This window comes from Stenotrophomonas sp. YJH_SMC_106-19 (assembly GCF_059368375.1).
Genome location: NZ_JCAFRQ010000001.1, coordinates 966,461 through 988,654 on the forward strand (window position 1 = coordinate 966,461; position 22,194 = coordinate 988,654).

Sequence of the window (22,194 nt, forward strand, 5' to 3'; positions counted from 1 at the left end):
AAAACGATTACAGCCGCGAATTCTATCGCAGTTGGCCGATCATGACACTCGCATCGGATCAGTCGAGGAACAGATCCGGCAGCAGCGGCCGCGACGGATCCACCGCATAGCCGGACAGGTCGGTGATGCCGGCCTGTGCCAGCACCTCGTCATCGATCAGGAACTGGCCGTGGAAACCCGCGGCTTCGCGCACCAGCACTGCATGCGCGGCATCGGCCATGATCTGCGGCGTGCGGCATCCCGCCGCGTCAACGCCGGGGATCATGTTGATGGCGTCGGTGGCGATCACCGTGCGCGGCCACAGCGCATTGACCGCCACGCCCTGCGGCCCGAACTCGGCGGCAAGACCGAGGGTGACGAAGCTCATGCCCATCTTCGCCAGCGTGTAGCCGGTATGCGCACCCCACCACTTCGGTTCCAGGCTCGGCGGCGGCGCCAGGGTGAGGATGTGTGGATTCGGGGCCTGCCGCAGGTACGGCAGGCAGGCCTGTGCGCACAGGAAACTGCCACGCGCATTGACCTGCTGCATCAGGTCGAAGCGCTTCATCGGTGTCTCCAGCGTGCCGCGCAGCCAGATCGCGCTGGCATTGTTGACCAGGATGTCGATGCCACCGAAGGTATCGACCGTAGCGGCGACGGCCGCCTGCACCTGCTCTTCCTCGCGGATGTCGCATTTCAACGCCAGGCCCTGGCCGCCGGCCGCATTCACCGCATCGGCAGCGCTGTGGATGGTGCCCGGCAACTTCGGGTTCGGCACCGACGACTTGGCCGCGATGGCCACGTTGGCACCATCGCGCGCGGCACGCAGCGCGATCGCCAGGCCGATGCCACGCGAGGCACCGGTGATGAAAAGGGTCTTGCCCTGCAGACTGCCCACGTTCCAGACTCCAGCGTATGCAATGAGCGGCTAGTATGCCGCGCCGACGCGGAGTTCACCCGGTCTTGACGATACTCGGGCCTCCAGTCAACGCACGAGGTCCACGCCATGCGCCGTTCCCGTCTGCTGCTGCCTGCCCTCGCACTCGCCCTGATGACCGCCTGCCAGGGCAGCTCGCCCGAGCCCGGCAAGGAACCTGTCGCCACGGACACCCCCAGCGCGGAGAAGGCAGCGACCGATGGCCGGATGCGCTGGAGCGAGGCGGTGGTGTGGGACGGCGATCTCAACGCCTGCCGTCAGGGAGGCGATGCGGCGACGCGCGACTGCCTGCGCGATGCGATGCGCAGCGGCGGCGCCAGCTCGGATGCAATCACGGCCGCCGAGCAGCTTTCCACCGGCGGCGAACTGGCCTATGTCAGCGCGTGGCATGAGCATGACGGACTGGGCGTGGCCACGGTTGAATATCCCTTCCGCGCCAACACCAACCAAGGCACGCGTCTGGTGGATGCAGGCGGCAAGCGCATCGATGTCGATGCGGTGCAGCTGGACGATGCGCTGCGCGCCGACCCGACTGTGCAGGCAGTGCTGAAGGCCAACCCGCAGGCGACGCCGTTCGCACCGGCGCAGGCCGCAGGCACCACACCACTGGAAGGCGGCGGTATCCGCCTGCTGTACCGCACGCCGCTGCGCGACTGCCATGCCTGCCCGGATGTGGGGCAGCTGCAGATCGGCTATGACTTCGATGCCAAGCGGAACTTCATTGGCCAGCAGCTGGTGCCGGCAACGCCCTAGCGCTCCGGTGGCGCCGGGTGCCGCCGGGCCCGGCCTACCCGTACGCGCGTACCTGCCTGCGCAGCAGATGCGGCACGATCAGCCGGTGCATCGGGTCCACCGGCAGCATGTACAGGCGCCCGAACGCGTTGTGCGTATGCACCACCGTCGCCACTTCCAGCGTGTCACCCTGCCACTGCAGCGCCAGCTGCACGTGCAGGTGCCGGTCGTCATCCTCCAGCACGATGGCATCATCGTGCAGCGACTGCAGGGTGAAAATGCCGAGCCGCTGCCCGGGACTCGGATGCTGCGCAGCCTGCACCGCACGCAGCGAACCCAGATCCTTCATCCCGAGCAGGCGCATGCCCTGGTTGCGCAGCGCCATCAGCCCGTCAAACCACGCGGGGACCGTCGCTGCCATGTCGCGATAGGCCTGCAGTGCACTGCGCCCCTGTCGATGGGTGGCGACGCGGCAGGCATGCACGAAACCCGCACCCGCCAGCTGCGGATGCAGGACGCTGGCCGCGCTCGGCAGCGTGGTCACTACGTTCCACCGTCTCACGGCTTCGGCCCCTGCCCTTCGTTGTCTTCCCAGTGCAGGATGCGCCGTGTGACGAAGCGGTAGACCGGCTTGCCGGTGGCGAACCACAGTTCGCGTACCCACGACGTGCGCTTGAGCACGCGCTTCTCCACCGGCGTCAATGACTCGCGGCAATACATGCGTTTGTGCTTGAGCAGATGGCGCAGATCCTCGCGGGCCAGCAGGCGCATCCAGCGCGAGCGCGGATTGCCGATCACCGCCAGCTGGAAGTCGATCAGCGCCGGACGACCATCGTCGGTGACCAGCCAGTTGGCCTCCTTGGCCAGGTCGTTGTGGGCGACGCCGCGCCGGTGCAACTGCTGCAGCAGGCGCCGCGCGGCGCGGAACCAGGCGAGGTCGCCGCGCGGCGGGCGCTGGTACATGGCATCGCCGGCCATGAAACTGCGATCCAGGTGGCGGCCATCCCAATCGATCAGCTGCGGGACATCGGCCATGCCGTGGATATGGCGCAGCGCGCGTGCTTCGCGCCGGGCCAGCCACCACGCCGGCAGGCGCAGCCACAGCGGCGTCGCCCCCAGATCGCGGCGCACGAACGGCCCGTCGGGGCCCTCCATACGAAGGATGCGGCCGAAGCTGTCGGCCTTCAATGCATGTGGTGGGACGTCTGGCGAATGCGGCATGGCGCCATTCTAGGCGATGCCGACGGTGGCAAACGGTCGGCAAGCGGCTGGGAACCAGTCACCTTCACGCCTTTATAATCGGGCAATGGACTCTTCATGGATCGACGCCACCCTCGCGTGGATTGCCGCTCATCCCGTGCTGGCGGGCGCGGTCATTTTTCTGATCGCGTTCTGCGATGCGGTCATCATTCTCGGCGCCATCGTGCCCGCACTGCCCCTGCTGTTCGCCGTGGGCGTGTTCATCGGCCTTGGCCAGATCTCCGGGCCGTACGCGGTCGCTGCGGCAGCGCTGGGTGCATTCGCGGGCGACGGCATCAGCTACTGGATCGGCCGCCGCTGGGGCGATCGCCTGCGCGGCGTGTGGCCGTTCAGCCGCTACCCGCAACTGCTGGACCGTGGCGAGAACCTGTTCCGCCGCAATGCTTTCAAGAGCATTCTGGTGGCCCGCTACGTCGGCGCGATCCGGCCGTTCGTCCCCGCCATCGCCGGCATGATGAACATGCCCGCCAGCCGCTACATGCAGGCCAGCGGCATCGCCAGCATTTCCTGGGCCGTGCTGTTCCTGGCGCCAGGCTGGATCCTGGGCGAAGCCTATGACGCGGTCGCCGCCGTGGCAGGTCGCCTGGTGGTGGTGGTCGGCCTGCTCGCGGTGATCCTCAGCCTGGTCTGGGCGATCGTGCTGTACGGCTACCGCTGGTCCGCCGCGCGCATGGATCATTGGCTGTCGCGCCTGCTCGACTGGTCCAACCGCCATCCGACCCTGGGCCGTTACACGGTCGGCGTGCTCGACCCGAAGCGGCGCGAGTCGGTGCCGTTGGCGATGCTGGCACTGATGCTGCTGCTGCTCGGCTGGGGCTGGTTCGCACTGCTCACCCTGGTGGTCGCGCACGGTGAACCGCTTGCGGTCGATCTGCTGGTGCACCAGGCCATGCTGGCGCTGCGCAACCCGCTAGCCGACTACCCGATGGCGGCGCTGGCCTCGCTCGGCGCATGGCCGGTACTGCTGCCGGCCACCGCCGCGGCGATGGGCTACCTGATCTGGCGCCGGCGCTGGATGGCTGCGGCGCACTGGCTGGCCGCGCTCGCCTTCGGCCTGGCCCTGACGCTGCTGCTCGGCGCGACCGTGGATGTGGTCCGCCCGGTCGACGCCAGCAGCGGCTTCGGCTTCCCGTCGGTGTCGGTGACCATGGCCACCATCACCTTCGGCTTCTTCGCGGTCCTGATCGCGCGCGAGATGCCCGGCCGCACCCGCGTCTGGCCGTACCTCGTATCGGGCATCGTGGTCAGCCTGATCGGCTTCTCGCGCCTGTATCTGGGCGCACACTGGCTGAGCGATGTGATCGGCGGCATGCTGTTCGGCACGTTCTGGCTGCTGGTGCTGGGCATCGCTTACCGCCGCCGGTTCAACCGGTCGTTCTGGGTCAAACCGGTCGCCTGGCTTTTCTACGGCGTCTTCGCCGTTGCCGCGATGTGGTATGCGCCGCGCAACATCGCGGTGAAGCTGGAACGTTTCGAGCCGTCCCTGCCCGCCGCGCAGGCGATGGAGATGCAGGCGTGGTGGCAGCACGACTGGTCCGCGCTGCCGGCGCGCCGCAACGAGTTCGACGATGACCAGCGCTGGCCGCTCGATGTGCAGGTCGCCGGTCCCCTGGCCCCGTTGCAGGCACAGCTGGAGGCACGTGGCTGGACGCTGCAGGAGCAGGCCGGCTGGCAGGAAGCATTGCTGATGCTGGACAAGGACACCGGTGCGGAGCAGCTGCCGGTCTTGCCGGCAACGCTGGACACGCGCGTGGAAGCATTGCTGATGGTGCGCCAGGGGGCGCGTCCGGACGAGCGCTACGTGCTGCGCCTGTGGCCGGCCGCCGTGCAGCTGCAGCCGGGCGACACGCCACTGTGGCTGGGCAGCGCACAGACCCTGCGCTACGAGCGCCACTTCCAGTGGATCGGCATGTGGCATCCGCTGCGCGGCGTGGATCCAGCCTTGAACGCGGTGAAGGACGCCGTGCAGGACCTGCCGCAACGCGAGGATGTGCACGGCGAAACCGGGTTGCCGGTACTGCGGTTGAAGACCGTCGCACCGTGAGGAGCCGCCGGGCGTGGCCCGGCGGATACGGCTTACGGCATCCAGCCCAGCAGCTGCTGCAGGCGCTGATGCGGATCGTCCATCTGCAGCAGTTGCAGGCGCTGCTGTTCGCTCAACGGCAGCAGCTCGGCCAGCCGCCAACCGACCCAGCTTGCCTGGTCCAGCAACGCAGGGTTGGCCGGAGCGTAGGCTTCGCCGGCCTGCTCGATGATGTGACCCAGCACGGTGGCCAGCAGCGCATGCTGTGGACGCAGCTCGTCATCCGGGTCTTCTTCGCACCAGCGCACATCGGCCACCACCAGGCCGTTGTCGCGCACCCGGGTGCGCTCGACATGGAAGCGGCGGGTACCGCGCAGGCGCAGCTGCAGCACGCCGTCGGCGCCGACATCGAAGTCCTCGATGCGTACCTGCACACCGTAGGCGGCCGGCGTTGCCGGCGCACCGACCTCCTGGCCATCAAGGATCAGGCAGACGCCGAATCCCTCCGCACTGCGGCCGCTGTCGCGGATCAGGTCCAGATAGCGGCGCTCGAACACGCGCAGGCCGATCGCCGCGCCAGGCAGCAGGGTGGCGTGCAGCGGGAACAGGGGCAGTGATGCGTCCGTGCTCATCGCGCCTGCAATGCTGCGAGGAAACGGCGCGGCGCGCCGTCGAAGCCACCATTGGACATGAACACCACGTGGTCACCGCGGTGCACGCGCTCCTGCAGCTGTGCCAGCAATGCGTCGGTATCGGGTACCGCGTGCGCGTGGCCGCGCACCGCTGCGATCACCGACGCTGCGTCCCAGGCCAGCTCGGGACGATGCAGGAACACCACCTCGTCGGCCAGCGCCAGCGAGGGCGCAAGCGCGTGTGCATGTGCGCCCAGCCGCATCGAATTGCTGCGCGGTTCCATCGCCACCACGATGCGTGCATTGCCCACCTTGGCGCGCAGGCCCTCGAGGGTGGTGGCGATCGCGGTGGGATGGTGCGCGAAGTCGTCGTAGACGGTGATGCCGTCGTGGCTGCCGATCACTTCCATGCGCCGCTTGACGCTGCGGAAGCGCGCCAGCGCCGGGATCACCTCGGCCGGTGCCACGCCCACCGCATGGGCAGCGGCCAGCGCAGCCAGGCCATTGAGCACGTTGTGCCGCCCCAGCAGCGACCATTGCACATCGCCCAGCGCTTGCCCGTGATGGTGCACGCGGAAGGCGCTGCCATCGGCGGCCAGCAGTTCGGCATGCCATTCCAGCGCCGGATCGAATCCGAAACGCTCGACCGGCGTCCAGCAGCCCATTGCCAGCACTTCGGCCAGGTGCACGTCCTCGCCGTTGACGATCAGGCGGCCGCGCGCCGGCACGGTGCGCACCAGATGGTGGAACTGGCGCTGGATCGCGGCCACGTCCGGGAAGATGTCGGCGTGGTCGTATTCGAGATTGTTGAGGATGGCGACCAGCGGCCGGTAGTGGACGAACTTGCTGCGCTTGTCGAAGAAGGCGGTGTCGTACTCATCGGCTTCCACCACGAACTCACGGCCCTGGCCGAGGCGGGCGGAAACGCCGAAATCCTCGGCCACGCCACCGATCAGGAAACCCGGTGCGCGACCGGCATTCTCCAGCAGCCAGGTGAGGATGGTCGTGGTGGTGGTCTTGCCGTGGGTGCCGGCCACAGCCAGCGTGTCGCGGCCCGGCAGCACCTGCTCGGACAGCCACTGCGCGCCGGAGCTGTAGCGCTGGCCGGCGTCGAGCACGGCCTCCACGGCCGGGTTGCCACGCGAGAGCGCGTTGCCGATCACCACCTGGTCGGTGCCCGCCGGCACGCTGTCGACCCGGTAGCCCTGGTCCAGGGTGATGCCCAGCTGCTCCAGCTGGGTCGACATCGGCGGATAGATGGCCTGGTCACTGCCGCTGACCGTATGGCCCAGTTCCCGCGCCAGGGCGGCCACGCCACCCATGAAGGTGCCGGCGATTGCAAGGATATGTACGCTGCTCATGAGCGAGGATTGTGACCGATCACGGCTGTATAGGGCCAATGTCCGTAATGGGGTCAGACAAGTCCTACACCCGATGTGAGAAAACTCCAGCCACCTGTCAGGGAATTCCCGATAGCGATGTTCTGTGAACCCGGACACAATTCGGATTGCCAGCCGCAGTACCCGAACCGGTCCTACTCCCCAAGAGGCCATCCCCAAGGGAGCTCATGCTGCGGGGCCCTGAGCAAGCCCTCCGCTGGCACCTATGAAAACGACACAGGCCTGGTCCGCAAGGACCAGGCCTGTGTTCTGCATGCCGACCGCAGCCGGCCGCGCGCCTGGTTCAGGCCTTGATCGCGGCCAGGATGCGGGCTTCGATCTCGTCGAGCTCGCCGACGCCATCGACGCGTGCCAGGGTGCCCCGGCCTGCATAGAAATCCACCACCGGCGCGGTCTGGTCGTTGTAGACCTGCAGGCGCTGGCGCACCGATTCGGGATTGTCGTCGGCGCGGCCCTGCTCCTTGGCGCGGCCGGCGATGCGTTCGACCAGCAGTTCGGTGGCCACATCCAGCTGCACCACCGCATCCAGCGGCTGACCGATCTTGGCCAGCAGGCCGTCCAGCGCATTGGCCTGCGCCACGTTGCGCGGATAGCCATCCAGGATGAAGCCCTTGGCGACATCCGCCTGGGCCAGCCGCGACTCAAGCATGCCCAGCAGGATCTCGTCCGATACCAGGTTGCCGGCATCCATCACCGCTTTCGCCTGCTTGCCCAGCTCCGAGCCCGCAGCGATCTCCGCACGCAGCATGTCACCGGTCGAGATATGGGCGATGCCCAGCTTGTCCTTCAGGCGCGTCGCCTGTGTCCCCTTGCCCGAACCGGGCGGTCCCAACAGAACCAATCGCATTGACCTGACTCCAACGTGTTGAAAACAAAGAAGGTTCGCGTCCCGGACGGTCCGGTATCGCTGCACCGCAATAGCGCCACTTTACCGCATCCGGGTAATGTCCCTGCAATGTCCCTCCCCTGAGCAGGTAGAAGCATGCGCAACGGTACCCTCCTCTATGCCCAGTCCGGTGGTGTCACCGCGGTCATCAACGCCACCGCTGCGGCGGTGATCGAACAGGCCCGGGCCAAGGGCATCAAGGTCCTGGCGGCCCGCAACGGCATCCTGGGCGCCCTGCGCGAAGAGCTGATCGATACCAGCAGGGAGAGTGCGGCGGCCATCCGCGCCCTCGCCCATACACCGGGCGGTGCCTTCGGTTCGTGCCGCTTCAAGCTGAAGTCGCTCGATGCCGACCGTGCGCGCTACGAACGTCTGCTGCAGGTCCTGCGCGCGCACGACGTGCGCTGGTTCCTCTACAACGGCGGCAACGACTCGGCCGATACCGCGCTGAAGGTCTCGCAGCTGGCCAAGGCCTCCGGCTACGACCTGACCTGCATCGGCGTGCCGAAGACCATCGACAACGACCTGGCTGTTACCGATACCTGCCCCGGCTTCGGCTCGGCGGCCAAGTACACCGCGGTGTCGGTGCGCGAGGCGGCGCTGGATGTCGCGGCGATGGCCGAGACCTCCACCCGCGTCTTCATCTACGAAGCGATGGGCCGCCATGCCGGGTGGCTGGCCGCTGCCGCAGGCCTGGCCGGCAATGGCGACGATGAGGCCCCGCACATCATCCTGCTGCCCGAACGTGCCTATGACGAGGCGGCCTTCCTGGCCAAGGTCAAGGCGGTGGTCGAACGCGTCGGTTACTGCGTGGTCGTGGCCTCCGAGGGCATCGCCACGGCGGATGGCCGCTTCGTCGCCGATGCCGGCGGCAGCAAGGATTCATTCGGTCATTCGCAGTTGGGCGGCGTCGCCGCGCACCTCGCTGGCCGGGTCAAGGACCAGTTGGGGCTGAAGGTGCACTGGGCCCTGCCCGATTACCTGCAGCGCTCGGCACGTCACATCGCCAGCCGCACCGACTGGGACCAGGCGCAGGCCGTGGGCAAGGCGGCCGTGCAACTGGCATTGAAGGGCCAGAACGGGGTGATGCCGGTGATCGTGCGCAGCAGCGACGCACCGTACCGCTGGAAGATCGAGTCCGCGCCGCTGTCGAAGATCGCCAACCACGAGAAGAAGATGCCGGCCGGCTTCATCCGGCGCGACGGCTTCGGCATCACTGCCCGGGCTCGCGCCTATCTGTCACCGCTGATCAAGGGCGAAGCGCCACTGCCGTACGGCGCCGATGGCCTGCCGAAGTATGTGACGCTGAAGAACGTGGCAGTGAAGAAGACGCTGCCGGCCTTCGAGGTCTGACTGCGATCATGGCCCTGCGGATCGTCCGCCTCGGTTCTCCGCGCATTCCGGGCGAAGGCCTGCGCATCGGCACCGTACGCCGCCCGCCGCGCGGCGTGCCACGCAGCGAGTTCGCCCGCCAGGACTGGTACGACGTCTGGTTCCCGACGTTGTCGCCCAGCGCGGAACGGGTGAAACAGGCTCGCGGGGCGACCACCGCGGCCGACTGGAATGCCTTCTTCCGCAGCTACCGTGCCGAGATGAAGGCGCCCGACGCAGCCCACGCGCTGGATCTGCTGGCCGCGCTGTCGCAGCACACCGACATCAGCGTGGGCTGCTACTGCGAGGATGAGGCGCACTGCCATCGTTCGGCACTGCGTGACCTGCTGGTGGCCCGCGGTGCGAAGCTGGCCGAGTGATGGCAGGGGTGCCGGCCAGCGGCCGGCACTACCGGGTTCTCCGCCGGGCATGGCCCGACGCTACCGGTGCGCGCCGAAGTACATCCACGCCCTGCGTGGCTTCGCCCTGCCGGACGGCGTCAGTTGCAGGCCTTGCCTTCCACCTGCAGCTGCGCGGCGAACATCGTCACCTGCGGAATCTTGCCGGCGGCGGCCTGCTTCTTTGCTTCTTCCAGATAGATGCGCGACTGCCCCTGGCCGTCCAGCGACTGGCGGTTGTCGACCGGCAGACGCCACACCCGCACCACCGCCTGCTGTGCCGGGCACGTCGCGCTGGGCACGCGGATCACGTCATTGAGCTTCCAGCCCTTGTCGACAGCGGGCTGCGCCTTGGCGAAGTCGACAAAACGAGCGCGCGGCTGGCACTGCTCGCTGGTACGGACCACGGCGAATCGATACGGCTCGGCAGCCTGGCCGGTGAAGGCGCCCTCCAGCCGCGCACAGGCTTCGGGAATCTGCCGCAGCGTGTGTACCGCTCCCACCGCCTGCGGCGCACCCACCGCGCGTTGCAGTTCCGGGGTCTCAGCGGCAGATGCAGGCATTGCCGGCACAAGGGCGGCAAGCATCAACAGGGACAGACGCATGGGAGGGTCTCCTTCAGGACTGAGCGCAGGCTTGCAGAGGAAGGCTTAACAGGGTGCAAAGGCGCGTCGGTGGAGGGGCAAGCGCTGCGCCTTCCACGCACGGCGCTACCATCCGGGCGCATGTGCACGCATACTGCGGCCACCAGGGAATGCTGAACACCGCCATACGTCGGACGACCGCCACGGTCGGCACGGGTTGGTTCCAGGCTGCAGCCCGTCGTCCCCCTCGTGGTGAAGTTCATCGCCACTGGATGCTCATCATCCATTCTGCGGAGGGGTCTAATGCTGGAACGTCACGGGCTGTCATTGGCGCTGGGCTGCGCCATTCTCGCGATCCTGTTCGGAATCGTCTCGGCGCGCTGGATCCTGCGCCAACCCACCGGCAATGAGCGCATGGTCGCGATCGCCACCGCGATCCAGGAGGGCGCACGCGCCTATCTGAACCGCCAGTACCTGACCATCGGCATCGCTGGCGCGGTGTTGTTCGTGCTCGTAGGCGTGTTCCTGAGCTGGTACACCGCTGTCGGCTTCGCGGTGGGTGCGGTGCTGTCCGGCGTTGCCGGCTACATCGGCATGAACGTGTCGGTGCGCGCCAACGTGCGGACCGCTGAAGCCGCACGCAACGGCATCAGCGCCGCGATGGACGTAGCGTTCCGTGGCGGTGCGATCACCGGCATGCTGGTGGTCGGCCTGGGCCTGCTGGGCGTGGCCGGCTATTACGCCCTGCTGCTGCGGCTCGGGCTGCAGATGGACCAGGCGCTGCATGCGCTGGTCGGCCTGGCCTTCGGCTCTTCCCTGATCTCGATCTTCGCGCGCCTGGGCGGCGGCATCTTCACCAAGGGCGCCGACGTCGGCGCCGACCTGGTCGGCAAGGTCGAAGCCGGCATTCCCGAAGACGATCCGCGCAACCCGGCGGTGATCGCCGACAACGTCGGCGACAACGTCGGTGACTGCGCCGGCATGGCCGCCGATCTGTTCGAAACCTACGCGGTCACGGTGATCGCAACCATGCTGCTGGGCAGCCTGATGCTCGCCGAAGCCGGCGCCAACGCCGTGCTGTATCCGCTGGTGCTGGGAGGCGTGTCGATCATCGCATCGATCATCGGCGCGCTGTTCGTCAAGGTGAAGCCCGGTGGCTCGATCATGGGGGCCCTGTACAAGGGCGTGATCGTGTCGGGTGTTCTGGCGGCGATCGCCTTCTACCCGATCACCACGGGGCTGATGTCCGACAACGTGCACGGTCCATTGGCGCTGTATGGCTGCGCCCTCATCGGCCTGGTCCTGACCGGCCTGATCGTCTGGATCACCGAGTACTACACCGGTACCCAGTACAAGCCGGTGCAGCACGTCGCCCAGGCGTCGACCACCGGACATGGCACCAACATCATCGCCGGCCTCGGCATCTCGATGAAGTCCACCGCGCTGCCGGTGGTGGCGGTCTGTGCCGCGATCTGGGGCGCCTACGCGCTGGGCGGCCTGTACGGCATCGCCATCGCCGCTACTGCCATGCTGTCGATGGCCGGCATGATCGTGGCCCTCGACGCCTACGGACCGATCACCGACAACGCGGGCGGCATCGCGGAGATGGCCGAACTGCCCTCGGAGATCCGGGACATCACCGATCCGCTTGACGCGGTGGGCAACACCACCAAGGCAGTGACCAAGGGCTATGCGATCGGCTCGGCGGCGCTGGCGGCGCTGGTGCTGTTCGCCGACTACACGCACAACCTGCAGGCGGCGAACCCCGGGCAGGAGTTCCGCTTCGACCTCAGTGACCACACGGTGATCATCGGCCTGCTGATCGGCGGCCTGATTCCGTACCTGTTCGGCGCGATGGCCATGGAGGCGGTGGGTCGTGCCGCCGGCGCGGTGGTGGAGGAAGTGCGCCGGCAGTTCCGCGACATCCCCGGCATCATGCAGGGCACCGGCAAGCCGCAGTACGACAAGGCCGTGGACATGCTGACCCGTTCTGCGATCCGCGAGATGATCCTGCCCTCGCTGCTGCCGGTGGTGGTGCCGGTGGTGGTCGGCCTGCTGCTGGGCCCACGCGCACTGGGGGGCCTGCTGATCGGCACGATCGTCACCGGCCTGTTCGTGGCGATTTCGATGACGACCGGCGGCGGTGCCTGGGACAACGCCAAGAAGTACATCGAGGATGGCCACTTCGGCGGCAAGGGCAGCGAAGCGCACAAGGCCGCGGTGACCGGCGACACGGTCGGCGACCCGTACAAGGACACGGCCGGGCCGGCGATCAATCCGCTGATCAAGATCATCAACATCGTGGCGCTGCTGCTGGTGCCGCTGCTGTAGCGGATCGGTGGAGCCGGGCGTGGGCCCGGTTCCACCCCCTCACCCGGACTCAGCGATTCCAGCGACGCCCACAGCGGCGTGGATCGCCGACATCGCCACGTTCGACACTCTGGGGCGGCTCCAGTCGTGGCGCCGGCCGGCTGAGCACATAGCCGGCGCTGACCGCGAAGAACAGCCCCACGCCCAGCAGCAGCCGCCAGGAAGGGTGCGCGCCCCAGCAGAACAAGGCGAACCCCACCGCCATGCCGGCACTGGCCAATACCTTGCCCCGGCGCGACACCGCGCCCTGTTCCCGCCACAGTCGCAGCGGCGGGCCGTAGCGCGGATGTGCCAGCAGCCGTTGCTCGAACCGTGGCGAACTGCGCGCGAAGCAGCCCAGCGCCAGGATCAGGAAGATGGTGGTGGGCATCACCGGCAGCAACGCGCCGATCACCCCCAGCCCGACCATCATCCAGCCCAGCGCGAACCACAGCCAGCGCATCAGCGCATCGCCCGCAGGCAGAGCCCGGGCATCAGCCGAACTCGATTTCAACGTGGCCATGCACGCTACGGAACGCGGCATCGGCGGCATCGATCACCTGCTGTTCCTGCGCGGCGCTCAGGGGCACCGCATCCAACGCGGCGGTGAATTCCCGCCAGTGGCGGGCCGCGCCATCCGGGTGCGCAGCCAGGTGGCGGGCACCGAACCCTTGGTCCAGGCCAAGCCGCGCGGCCATCTTGTACAGCACCGTGCCCCCCAGGTTGGAGCCTTCGGCCACGTACAGCCACCCCAGCGCCACCGGCAACGGCAGGTCACCTGCCAACGGCGCCATGTCCGCGCCAGGGAGATCCTGCCCCAGGTCGTGCAGATCAGCTGCCACCTGCTGCAGACGCCGACGCCCGGCCAGCCCCGGCAGCAATGCGTCCAGCGCCGGGCTGGCGTACAGCCGGTCGATGCTGCGGTGGAAGCGGTACTGCACGCGCAGGAAGCGGGCGAAGCTGCCGAGATCGGCAAAGATGTCACCGGCCATGATGCGCTTGTCCAGTGCGCCGTGGCTGTCGCGTGTGGCGGCCTTGAGGCGCAGGCTGCGGCTGTCTTCAGGAGCGATGTGTGCGTTCATGGAGGGTACCTGGGAGAGAGGTCCTGCTGTAGACGTGTGGCGCAGGGCTTTCCCCAACCCCGCTTGCGTCGATAATGCCCCTCCCTCTTTCCCGCCGGGAACCGATGATGATCACCACCGAACCGCGCATGACCAACCTGTTCCTGCAGCTGGGCCTGGATGCCAGCGCCGAGGGCATCGCCCGCTTCATCCGCGACCACCAGCTGGCTACCGGCGTGGCGGTGGCCGACGCGCCCTACTGGAACGATGGCCAGCGGCAGTTCCTGGCCGAATCGCTGCAGGCCGATGCGGCCTGGAGCACGGTGGTCGATGAACTGAACGAGTCGCTGCACGAAGATGCGGTGAAGGCAGCGACCGGGCTGTAAGCCCGCGGTCGCGGCAAGGCGGTGCAGTGGCCGGTTCGCACCGGCCGCTGCAGGACGCCCACAGGCTACGCTCAGTATCTCCAGGTGAACGCAAGGCGCGCGGTACGGCCCGGGGCGGGCATCACGCCCAGGGCGAGCGGATCGAGATAGTAACGATCCGTCACGTTGTCCACATTCGCCTCCACCGACAGCTGGTCGCTGAAGCGCCAGCTGGCGAACAGATCCACCAGGGTGGTGGGCCGGTACAGCTGCTGGATCGCCGAAAGGCCGACATTCCAGTCCTTGTCCAGTCTGCTGATCGGGCCGGCGTTGTGGATCACCCGGGTGCCGAAGGTCAGGCGCTCGTCGAACAGGCGCGATCCAGCCGTCAGGTTCACCATGTAGCGCGGCGGGTTCTGCGTATTGGTGTAGGAACCCTCGAAGCCACCGTCCACGCAGTTGGGCGTACTGGCCAGTTCATCATTGTTGCGCTGTGCACCGTACGCCCGGCGCTCGGCGGCGATGTCCGGGGCGCAGGTCTTGGCCTTGAAGTAGTAATGCGCGGACAGGTCGGCAAATACCTTGCCGCTGTCATAGCTGGACTGGAACTCCATGCCTGAGACCTTGAACTGGTCGACGTTGCGGATCAGGCCGGCCGACAGCGTGCGGTAGTCACGCGTGATCAGGTCATCGATGCGCGTATCGAAGTACGCCAGCTTCAGCGCGAGGCGATCATCGGCGGTGAACAGGTCATGGTGGACGGTGCTGGCACCGATTTCCCAACTGCGCGCGCGCTCCGGCTTCAGCTCTCCGACGGGTCTGGCGGCGGTGAACAGGCCCAGTGTCGTCTCGAACAGGCTCGGAAGCTTGGTGCCCTCGGCGTACTTCACGTAGACCATCGTGTCCTCGCTGAAGCGATAGGCCACGCTGGCGGTGGGTGAGAAGGCACTGTCGCGGCGACGGATCGGCTGCGACCAGGTCCAGCTGACCGGCACCTCCAGGTCTTCCGGTGCGTCAGCGTCGTAGAAGTTCCAGCCACCGATGTCAGCCACTGTGCCTTTCTTGTACGGCGAGGCCAACAGCGAGGCCTGGGTGAACGCACCATCGGCGTCCGGATACCAGTTCAGCAGCGCGATGCGCTTGGCGCGCCAGGAGGGCAGTGCCGGGTTGCCATCCAGCAGCTCGGTGTAGCGGTACTGTCCCTGCACTTCATAGGCATCGGGTGTGGCCAGACGATTGCGGTCATGCACGTCCACCCGGTTCCAGCGGCCACCGGCCATCAACTCCCAGTGTTCGTCGGGCTGCCACTTCAGCGACGCCACCGCACTGTATTCCTTGCGCTCAGCGTTGCGCAGGAAACGGTTGTTGACCAGATCATCCTGCTTGATCGGTGCGGAGCTGCCCGGTGCGATGTCCTCGTCGCTGTAGGACAGGCCGTAGTCGAGGGTGAACACGCCTGCACGGGTGTCGAAGATCGAGGTGTTGCTGGCATCCAGGCCGAAGCGCTTCTGTCGCAGCGGATTGCGGTAGGCATCCTTGTAGCCCGGATCGCCGCTGAAACTCGGCGCGTCGTACCACTCGGTACGGCGGTCGAAGTACCACGGCGTGATGCCGGTCAGGCTGTTGTACATCACGCTGTCAGCATCGGTGTACCAGGCGTTGACGCGCAGATCGATCCGTTCGCTGTCTGGATCGAAGCGATAGCGCAGGCTGTAGCTGTCCATGTCGACATGGCCCGGGTCCCATTGTGGAATGCGATCCCGTTCGACGCGGATGATCTGCGAGGCCATGATCTCGCCGGCGCGGCCTTCATAGCGGCGATAGCCGGCTTCGAGGGTCTGCGCATCGTCGATGCGCCAGGTGCCCTTGAGCAGGGCCGACGTCGAGCGCGAGGAGGTGTTGAACACTTCGGTGCGCGGCGGATTCAACGGTGCCAGCGTGCGCCGGGTCTGCGGAAAGTCATCGTATCCGTGCCTGCCGGAGAAGTAGTTGCCGTTGTCGCGGTGGGCGTACGCCGCGACCAGATCGAAGCGGTCCCACTGCCCTGCGGCGACAACGTTGAAGAACTGGCTTCCGGTGGCGCTGCGGTCCGTGCGGGGCACGGCGCTGTATGCCGGCACGCTGTTGGCGCTGGCGTTGGCCAACCCAGCGCGCACGCGGACGCCGACGTCGCGGCCCTCGCGCAGGATGTCACCCACGTTCAGCGTCTCCATCTCCACCACACCTCCGATGCCGCCGGACGCGTTGGCCTGCAGGCTGGGGCCCTTGGTGATGGTCAGGCGTGAGATCAGGTCCGGATCAAGATAGCTGCGCTGTGACTGGCCGGCGTAGCCTCGGTAGGTGTCCATGCTGGACTGCCCGCCATCGATGATGACGGGCACGCGGCTCTGGCCCGGGATGCCGCGGATGTTCACGTCGAAACCGTTGCCCACGCGCGGATCACCGGCGGTGACCCCGGCCACGCCCTTGACGATGTCGCCGTTGGATGTGCCACGGAAGCGCTCCAGCGTTGTGCGATCCAGCGTGGTGGTCGAGCCGACGCTGCGATAGGTGTCGAGCAGGCGCGCCTCGTCGCTGCCGATGCCTTCAGCGACGCGATCGCCGGCCACACGCAGCGGGCCGGTGATGGTCGGCGGTTGCGCCTGCAGGGCGCCGGCCGCTGCCAGTGTCACTGCACCGTCGCCGACACGGCGCACGCCCATGCCACTGCCCTGCAACAGCCGCGCCAGCGCCTCGTCTGCGGTGAGCGGGCCGCTGACCGCCTGCGACGTGACGCCGCTGGCCAACGCAGCCGGATAGACCACCTGTACGCCGGACTGCCGCATGTAGCTGCGCAACGCGCTGTCGAGTGGCTGCGCGGGAATGTCGAAGCGCTGCGCGGCTGCCTGCGGGTTGGCAGTATCCTGGGCCAGCGCGGGCGGTACTGCGCCGGCAATACCGGCGGCGAGCAGTGCGACACACAGGCGGGACGGGCGCGGAGTGCGGCCCGGACGTGGGGAATCGAACATGGAGAAACCTGTCAGGAAAGCGGAGCCGCAGGCGCGGCGTCATCCACGGCACGCGTGGACACGGCGACGTACGTGGCGGCTGCGGGTACGTTCGTGGAGTAAGACGAACGGCAGCGCCACAGCCCCAAGGGGGATCACTGCCGATCACGTCTCCACACGTGACACGGCGTCATCTGTGAACGATGACCACACCCATCGGCAGGCGGGTGATCCTCAGCCCCGTCGTCTCCGCGAGTGCATCCAGGGCCTGTTCGGGGCGATCGATACGCAGTGCGGCGCTCACGGCCGGCAAGGTCGACAGGTCGCCCTGCACGAAGGTCGGACCGGCACGATAGCGACCGAGCAGATGCACTGCATCGGCGACACTGGCCTGCTCAAGCAGCAGTTCGCCCTGGCGCCACGCACCCACGCTGTCGGCAGCGACATCGCTCAGGCGGACGACGCCGGACGCGGAACCGTACTGCGCACGCTGCCCCGCCTGCAGATAGGTCCAGCCACTGTCGGCCGGGGCGGCCACGCGCACCCTGCCCTGCCCGACCTGGGTTTCAACCGCTTCCTCGACCCGCGACACGGAGAATGCCGTGGAGATGTCTTCAACCACGCCGTTGCCTGCGGCCACGCTGAAGCGCCGCTGCGGATCGGCGACCACCTCGAACCAGGCGCGGCCACGCAGCAGATCGATCCGCCGAGTGCCCGCATCGAAGTGCACGGCGATCGCGCTGTCCGCGTCGAGCACCGCACGGCTGCCGTCGGGCAACTGCACATGCTGGACGCTCTGGCGGCTGCGGTGGTCCGCCTGCAGGCGCAGGGACGCCTCGGGCCAGACCATCAGCATCGCCAGGGCGGCAGCGGCAGCCGTCATCCAGCGCAGCCGCTGACGCCGGCGCCGCACCGCAGACGCGACAGCCGGTCGAGGGCCGAGGCTGCGCCACAGCGTGCGCTGCTGCTCGAAGGCGTGGCGATGGCCCGGTTGCGCCAGCCACTCTTCGAATTCGCACATGCCAGCATCGGTGATGTCGCCCGATGCCAGCCACGCGATCCAGCGCATGGCCTGTTCGGCCACGACGTCTTCGCAGGCGGCGGGAGAAGAAGTGTTCGGCGGGCTCATTGGCTGGCGGACAGGAATATTCACGCGCGGGGAGAGGGAACTGGACCGCAGGTACAGTCCAGCCATCAAGACGTTTGAACCAGGCCCATCCCCAAGCGCGTCCGCTCAGCGGCCGCTGCGGGCCCAGGCCAGGCGCTGCAACGCGGCGCGGATGTGGTTCTCCACGGTGGTGACCGACACGCCAAGGCGACGCGCGATCTCGGCCTGGGTCAGGCCCTGCAGCCGATTGAGGCGGAAGATGGCGCGGGTCGGCTCCGGCAGGTGGCTGGCCGCATCGAGGACACGCTGCAGCTCATCCTGCGCCATCACCTGCTCTTCGGTGGACGTGGACGTAGCCTCGTCCGGTCCCCACAGGTAGTGATCGGCCAACAGGCGGTTGCGGCGCGTCGACTCGCGTCCATGATCGGTCGCCAGGTTGGCTGCCAGGCGGTACAGATAGGCCCTGGGATTGTCGATCAACGGGGCGTTGCCCACCCCGCGGGCCTTGAACCAGACAGCCTGGATCACGTCCTCCGCACCCGGGTCGCCCCCCAGGATGCGCTGCACCCGGCGCAGCAGCGCCGGCCGCTCTCGGATCAGCAGTTCGGTGAGGGTGGCGGCATTGGATGGCATGCGCGGAGCCGGTACGACGGGAGGGCGCCGCGCATGCTACACCGTCAATGCGAATCAGTCACGTTCTCATTTGAGAGAATCACAGGCAACCGATCAGCCCCTCGTGAATCGAAATGCGGCTGCCTGGCGGCGTGACATGGATCGCACGGACGGGCGCGGCCTGCTCCAGCGCACGGAGGAAGTCCTCAAGCCGTGTTCCCGTCGCCACGGGCAGTGGACAGGCGAAACTGCGCAGGTCGACATCGATCCGTCCATCATCAGCCACCGCGGTGGCGCTGCCGGCGAAGGTCCAGATGCAGCTCTGGATGGCGCCGCTCGCCGCATGCACCGAGCAGCGCAACCGCATCGGCAGCAGATTGCTGTATTCGCCTTCGCAGAAGGTGTCACCGCAGACGTGGTCAAAGCTCTGCCGCAGCGACCGTTCGACCGCCAGGAAGCGTTGCCACCCAGCCGCCTGGTTGGGGAACAGGCGTGCATCCACATAGGCCGGCGCAGCGTGTGCCGCGCCGGCCAGCCCCATCAGGCCTGCAAGAACACCCCTCTTCAGCGCGCGCATCAGGCGGCCCTCCCGGCATTGCCCGGCCGCCCCAGGCAGGTCGGCAGTGTGTCGAAGACCGTCACATCGGTTCCCGGGAAGGGCTCGAACGCGCCCTCCTCCTGCTCCAGCGTCGCGTGGAACACCTCCACCGGAATCCCCTCCCCAAGGGTGACGGGGCAGATCCAGCGCGCATTGTCCACCTGCACTTCGCCGCGGACCGGTTCGACCTGCAGCTCGCTGGCCACGATGCCCCAGGCGCAGTGGCGTACGGTGCCGGCGTCGGCCTGCACGGCACAGCGGAACGTCAGTACCCGGTAGTTGCTGTACTCACCTTCGCAGAAGGTGTCGGCGCAGATGCCGTCGAACTCGCGCACCAGCGACGCCTGCAACCGGTGGAAGCGGTCCCGATTGGCTTGGAGCGAGGGGTAGTCGACAAGGTCGACATGGCTGGCGTGTGCCAGCGCCGGCAGGGTTGCGAACAACAGGAACGTGCCGCAGCAGCGGGTTGTCCAGGACATGGCGGGTATCTCCCAGGGAACGAGCCAGCAGCCTGCGCCGGCCGGCCTTCCGGGCCCATCGGGCAAGGCGGGCGCCGCAGGTCGTCCACCTGCGCAGCGGCCTGTAGGGGTCGCCCCACCTGCACAGCGGCCTGCAAAGGCATAAAATGGGGGGCTATCCGCCTACATCCCCACCTGGAGCACGACCATGGGTCTGGAACTCGTCTCGCCCGGCAAGAACCCGCCGGAAGAAATCAACGTCATCATCGAGATCCCGAAGGACTCGGAGCCGGTGAAGTACGAAGTGGACAAGGAAACCGGCGCGATCTTCGTCGACCGCATCCTGTCGACCCCGATGCGCTACCCGTGCAACTACGGCTACGTGCCCAGCACCCTGTGCGGCGACGGCGATCCGGCCGACGTGCTGGTGGTGCTGCCGCTGCCGCTGGTGCCGGGCTCGGTGGTGCGCTGCCGCCCGGTCGGCGTGCTGAAGATGAGCGATGAGGCCGGCAGCGACGAGAAGATCCTGGCCGTGCCGGTCGCCAAGATCTTCAGCGGCTATGCCCACGTGGAGGACATCGAGCAGGTCTCCAGCCACTGGCTGGAGCGCATCGGCCACTTCTTCGAGCACTACAAGGACCTGGAAAAGGGCAAGTGGGTCAAGCTCGACGGCTGGGGCGGTGCGGCGGAAGCCAAGCAGATCCTGGTCGAAGCGCACGCGCGCTACCTGGAAGGCAGCAAGGCCTGATCCTGAACCGCGTCGCTCCGGTGTGTCCTGCCGGAGCGATGCGGGTCACGTTTCAACACCACGGCACAGCACTCCGGGTGCTGTATTAGGTAAATTGCGTCACTTCACACGTCGTCGACATCCAGCGTCGAGACAGCCAGGGGATTGTGTCGTGCGTATTCTGCTTGTTGGAGATGCAGCCAGCCTGCCGGCCGAGCTGACCGAATTCATTGCCGATCTTGGGGAAGACTGGCAGCCGTTGACCGCCGCCGACGGCCACACCGCGATGACGGCAGTGGCGACGCAGGGCGTGGACGCGGTGATCGTCTGCCCGCAGCTGCCGGACCTCAATGCCACCACCTTGCTGGGGCAGATCCGGACACTGCGCCCGGAAACCATCCGTATCGCCCTGGTCGATGCCCAGCACGGCAACCGGCCACCACCGGCGCGCCTGATCGGCGTTGCCCACCGCTTCCTGCCGCTGCCACTGGCGCCGGAAGTGCTGCTGGAGGCCTTGACCAGCCTGGAAGAGCTGCGCGAGGTGCTGGACAGCCCGCGCCTGCGTGATGCCATCGGCCGCATCGAGAAGCTGCCTTCGCCGCCACACCTGTACCTGAGCCTGACCCAGGCCCTGGAACACGATGACGATACCGACAGCGCCGACGTGGCCAAACTGGTCGCCGCCGATCCTGCCATCGCCGCGAAAGTCCTGCAGCTGTCCAACTCGGCCTTCTTCAGCCAGGGCCGCACCATCGCCGATCTGCGCACGGCGGTCACCCGACTGGGCCTGTCCACCCTGCGCGACCTGGTCCTGGCAAGCGAGGTGTTCTCGGCACCGACGCTGTCTGCGGCCGAACGCAACTCGCTGCAGCAGCGCGCCCTGCTCGCCTCGCGCCTGGCCGCCCGCCTGCTGCCCGATTCCAGTGCGGAACTGGGTGCCACCGCGGCGCTGCTGGCTGATATCGGCCTGCTGCTGCCGGGCGTCCGCAACGAGCGCAGCGAGCCTGCGCTGGCCGGCGACCTCCGTCCCGGGCACGCCGAAGCCGGCGCCTACCTGCTGGGGCTGTGGGGCCTGCCGATGCCGATCATCGAAGCGGTGGCGTTCCACCTGCAGCCGCAACGCGCCACGACCCGCAGTTTCTGGGTGACCGGCGCGGTGCACGTGGCGCTGGCGCTGGTCAACGGCGATCCCGTTGACGAGGACTACCTGCAGCGCGCGGGCGTGCTCAATCGACTGCCGCAGTGGCGTGAGCATGCCAATGCACTGATGGGGCTGACACCCACTGACGCCTGAGCGGCACGCGGGCGACTGCCGTCACCTCGCATGAGGGCGCGTCCAATGGACGCGCCCTTTTTTCTCTCTCAGCGCTGCGGACAGGCGTCCAGCACGCACAGACGCCATTGACGCTCGCACAGGGCCGGGGCGTTGCCCTTGGCCAGGCACTCCAGCCGGAGTTGCTCGCAGTACACACCGCCGCCGCAGACGATGATGTTCTGTGCGGACAGCGGGCCCACCAGCGTTGCATAGATCAGGACGGCGGCCGATACCTGGCGGAAAAGCGTGCGCTTCATATCCATCTCCCAGTGTCCGGTATTGGACGCACCTACTGTGCTGAATGCGACAAGAGCAGACAGTGACCGCACTCACTTTCCCGACCTGATCAGAATTCCCTTACAGAAACGAAAAGGGCGGACCTTGCGGTCCGCCCTCCTCGTTCTGCTATCGC

23 protein-coding genes are annotated in these 22,194 nt (G+C 67.5%); 8 read left to right on the top strand and 15 right to left on the bottom strand.

The genetic code is table 11. The features are described 5' to 3' along the window. Window positions 1-58: 58 nt before the first annotated feature. Window positions 59-877, bottom strand: coding sequence for an SDR family oxidoreductase (locus AC5P5M_RS04305; protein WP_053519841.1), 819 nt, complete (start codon window positions 875-877; stop codon window positions 59-61). Window positions 878-985: 108 nt separating this feature from the next. On the opposite strand from AC5P5M_RS04305, the gene AC5P5M_RS04310 reads away from it, so the two are divergent. Further along, window positions 986-1,669: a hypothetical protein gene (locus AC5P5M_RS04310; protein WP_197572596.1), complete on the top strand. Its 684-nt coding sequence runs from the start codon at window positions 986-988 to the stop codon at window positions 1,667-1,669. Between the two features lie 34 nt (window positions 1,670-1,703). Here the strand turns inward: AC5P5M_RS04310 and AC5P5M_RS04315 are convergent, their stop codons facing one another. Then, window positions 1,704-2,192: a DUF2867 domain-containing protein gene (locus tag AC5P5M_RS04315; protein ID WP_414487636.1), complete on the bottom strand. Its 489-nt coding sequence runs from the start codon at window positions 2,190-2,192 to the stop codon at window positions 1,704-1,706. Window positions 2,193-2,206: 14 nt separating this feature from the next. After that, window positions 2,207-2,869, bottom strand: a complete 663-nt coding sequence (locus AC5P5M_RS04320; protein ID WP_111186793.1) for a serine/threonine-protein kinase — start codon at window positions 2,867-2,869, stop codon at window positions 2,207-2,209. Between the two features lie 85 nt (window positions 2,870-2,954). Between AC5P5M_RS04320 and AC5P5M_RS04325 the strand changes: the two genes are divergently transcribed. Further along, window positions 2,955-4,952 (top strand): bifunctional DedA family/phosphatase PAP2 family protein, encoded by a 1,998-nt coding sequence (locus tag AC5P5M_RS04325; protein ID WP_340044923.1) that lies wholly within the window; start codon window positions 2,955-2,957, stop codon window positions 4,950-4,952. Window positions 4,953-4,984: 32 nt separating this feature from the next. Here AC5P5M_RS04325 and AC5P5M_RS04330 read toward each other — a convergent pair whose 3' ends face one another. The 3 genes from AC5P5M_RS04330 to AC5P5M_RS04340 form a co-directional block, all read right to left on the bottom strand. Next, on the bottom strand, window positions 4,985-5,563 hold the full coding sequence (locus tag AC5P5M_RS04330; protein ID WP_065175087.1) for an LON peptidase substrate-binding domain-containing protein: 579 nt from the start codon (window positions 5,561-5,563) through the stop codon (window positions 4,985-4,987). Further along, a complete protein-coding gene (gene mpl, locus AC5P5M_RS04335; RefSeq protein WP_495205595.1) occupies window positions 5,560-6,924 on the bottom strand; it encodes a UDP-N-acetylmuramate:L-alanyl-gamma-D-glutamyl-meso-diaminopimelate ligase in 1,365 nt (454 codons plus the stop codon). The genes AC5P5M_RS04330 and mpl overlap by 4 nt, the downstream gene beginning before the upstream one ends. A 322-nt stretch (window positions 6,925-7,246) precedes the next feature. Further along, window positions 7,247-7,810, bottom strand: a complete 564-nt coding sequence (locus AC5P5M_RS04340) for an adenylate kinase (RefSeq protein WP_053519211.1) — start codon at window positions 7,808-7,810, stop codon at window positions 7,247-7,249. Window positions 7,811-7,945: 135 nt separating this feature from the next. On the opposite strand from AC5P5M_RS04340, the gene AC5P5M_RS04345 reads away from it, so the two are divergent. After that, on the top strand, window positions 7,946-9,202 hold the full coding sequence (locus AC5P5M_RS04345) for a 6-phosphofructokinase (protein WP_053519209.1): 1,257 nt from the start codon (window positions 7,946-7,948) through the stop codon (window positions 9,200-9,202). Window positions 9,203-9,210: 8 nt separating this feature from the next. Continuing rightward, complete coding sequence (locus AC5P5M_RS04350; RefSeq protein WP_065175089.1) at window positions 9,211-9,600, top strand: DUF488 domain-containing protein; 390 nt, start codon at window positions 9,211-9,213, stop codon at window positions 9,598-9,600. A gap of 119 nt (window positions 9,601-9,719) precedes the next feature. Here the strand turns inward: AC5P5M_RS04350 and AC5P5M_RS04355 are convergent, their stop codons facing one another. Next, on the bottom strand, window positions 9,720-10,223 hold the full coding sequence (locus AC5P5M_RS04355) for a hypothetical protein (RefSeq protein ID WP_111186796.1): 504 nt from the start codon (window positions 10,221-10,223) through the stop codon (window positions 9,720-9,722). Between the two features lie 282 nt (window positions 10,224-10,505). Between AC5P5M_RS04355 and AC5P5M_RS04360 the strand changes: the two genes are divergently transcribed. Then, window positions 10,506-12,533: a sodium-translocating pyrophosphatase gene (locus tag AC5P5M_RS04360; protein WP_065175091.1), complete on the top strand. Its 2,028-nt coding sequence runs from the start codon at window positions 10,506-10,508 to the stop codon at window positions 12,531-12,533. A 49-nt stretch (window positions 12,534-12,582) separates the two neighbouring features. Here AC5P5M_RS04360 and AC5P5M_RS04365 read toward each other — a convergent pair whose 3' ends face one another. Beyond that, window positions 12,583-13,014, bottom strand: a complete 432-nt coding sequence (locus tag AC5P5M_RS04365; protein ID WP_065175092.1) for a YbaN family protein — start codon at window positions 13,012-13,014, stop codon at window positions 12,583-12,585. Between the two features lie 31 nt (window positions 13,015-13,045). Then, window positions 13,046-13,633 carry a biliverdin-producing heme oxygenase gene (locus AC5P5M_RS04370; RefSeq protein WP_065175093.1) on the bottom strand — a complete coding sequence of 196 codons (588 nt, stop codon included), beginning with the start codon at window positions 13,631-13,633 and terminating at the stop codon, window positions 13,046-13,048. Window positions 13,634-13,740: 107 nt separating this feature from the next. On the opposite strand from AC5P5M_RS04370, the gene AC5P5M_RS04375 reads away from it, so the two are divergent. Further along, complete coding sequence (locus tag AC5P5M_RS04375; RefSeq protein WP_053519195.1) at window positions 13,741-13,998, top strand: DUF2789 domain-containing protein; 258 nt, start codon at window positions 13,741-13,743, stop codon at window positions 13,996-13,998. A gap of 71 nt (window positions 13,999-14,069) precedes the next feature. On the opposite strand, the gene AC5P5M_RS04380 is transcribed toward AC5P5M_RS04375, so the two are convergent. The 5 genes from AC5P5M_RS04380 to AC5P5M_RS04400 form a co-directional block, all read right to left on the bottom strand. Beyond that, the gene (locus AC5P5M_RS04380; protein ID WP_495205596.1) at window positions 14,070-16,985 is read right to left on the bottom strand and encodes a TonB-dependent receptor; all 2,916 of its coding nucleotides are present in this window, start codon (window positions 16,983-16,985) and stop codon (window positions 14,070-14,072) included. A gap of 169 nt (window positions 16,986-17,154) precedes the next feature. Further along, entirely contained in the window at window positions 17,155-18,093 is a 939-nt protein-coding gene (locus AC5P5M_RS04385) for a FecR family protein (RefSeq protein WP_495205597.1), read from the bottom strand. A 105-nt stretch (window positions 18,094-18,198) separates the two neighbouring features. Continuing rightward, window positions 18,199-18,705: an RNA polymerase sigma factor gene (locus AC5P5M_RS04390; RefSeq protein WP_053519189.1), complete on the bottom strand. Its 507-nt coding sequence runs from the start codon at window positions 18,703-18,705 to the stop codon at window positions 18,199-18,201. Window positions 18,706-18,784: 79 nt separating this feature from the next. Continuing rightward, on the bottom strand, window positions 18,785-19,261 hold the full coding sequence (locus AC5P5M_RS04395) for a hypothetical protein (RefSeq protein ID WP_111186799.1): 477 nt from the start codon (window positions 19,259-19,261) through the stop codon (window positions 18,785-18,787). Next, window positions 19,261-19,761 (bottom strand): hypothetical protein, encoded by a 501-nt coding sequence (locus tag AC5P5M_RS04400; protein ID WP_111186800.1) that lies wholly within the window; start codon window positions 19,759-19,761, stop codon window positions 19,261-19,263. The genes AC5P5M_RS04395 and AC5P5M_RS04400 overlap by 1 nt, the downstream gene beginning before the upstream one ends. A gap of 187 nt (window positions 19,762-19,948) precedes the next feature. Here AC5P5M_RS04400 and ppa point away from each other — a divergent pair, with 187 nt between their 5' ends. Further along, complete coding sequence (gene ppa, locus AC5P5M_RS04405) at window positions 19,949-20,488, top strand: inorganic diphosphatase (RefSeq protein ID WP_053519183.1); 540 nt, start codon at window positions 19,949-19,951, stop codon at window positions 20,486-20,488. 151 nt (window positions 20,489-20,639) lie between these two features. After that, the gene (locus tag AC5P5M_RS04410) at window positions 20,640-21,761 is read left to right on the top strand and encodes an HDOD domain-containing protein (protein ID WP_053519181.1); all 1,122 of its coding nucleotides are present in this window, start codon (window positions 20,640-20,642) and stop codon (window positions 21,759-21,761) included. A gap of 68 nt (window positions 21,762-21,829) precedes the next feature. Here AC5P5M_RS04410 and AC5P5M_RS04415 read toward each other — a convergent pair whose 3' ends face one another. Beyond that, window positions 21,830-22,039: a hypothetical protein gene (locus AC5P5M_RS04415; protein ID WP_495205598.1), complete on the bottom strand. Its 210-nt coding sequence runs from the start codon at window positions 22,037-22,039 to the stop codon at window positions 21,830-21,832. Window positions 22,040-22,194: the final 155 nt, after the last annotated feature.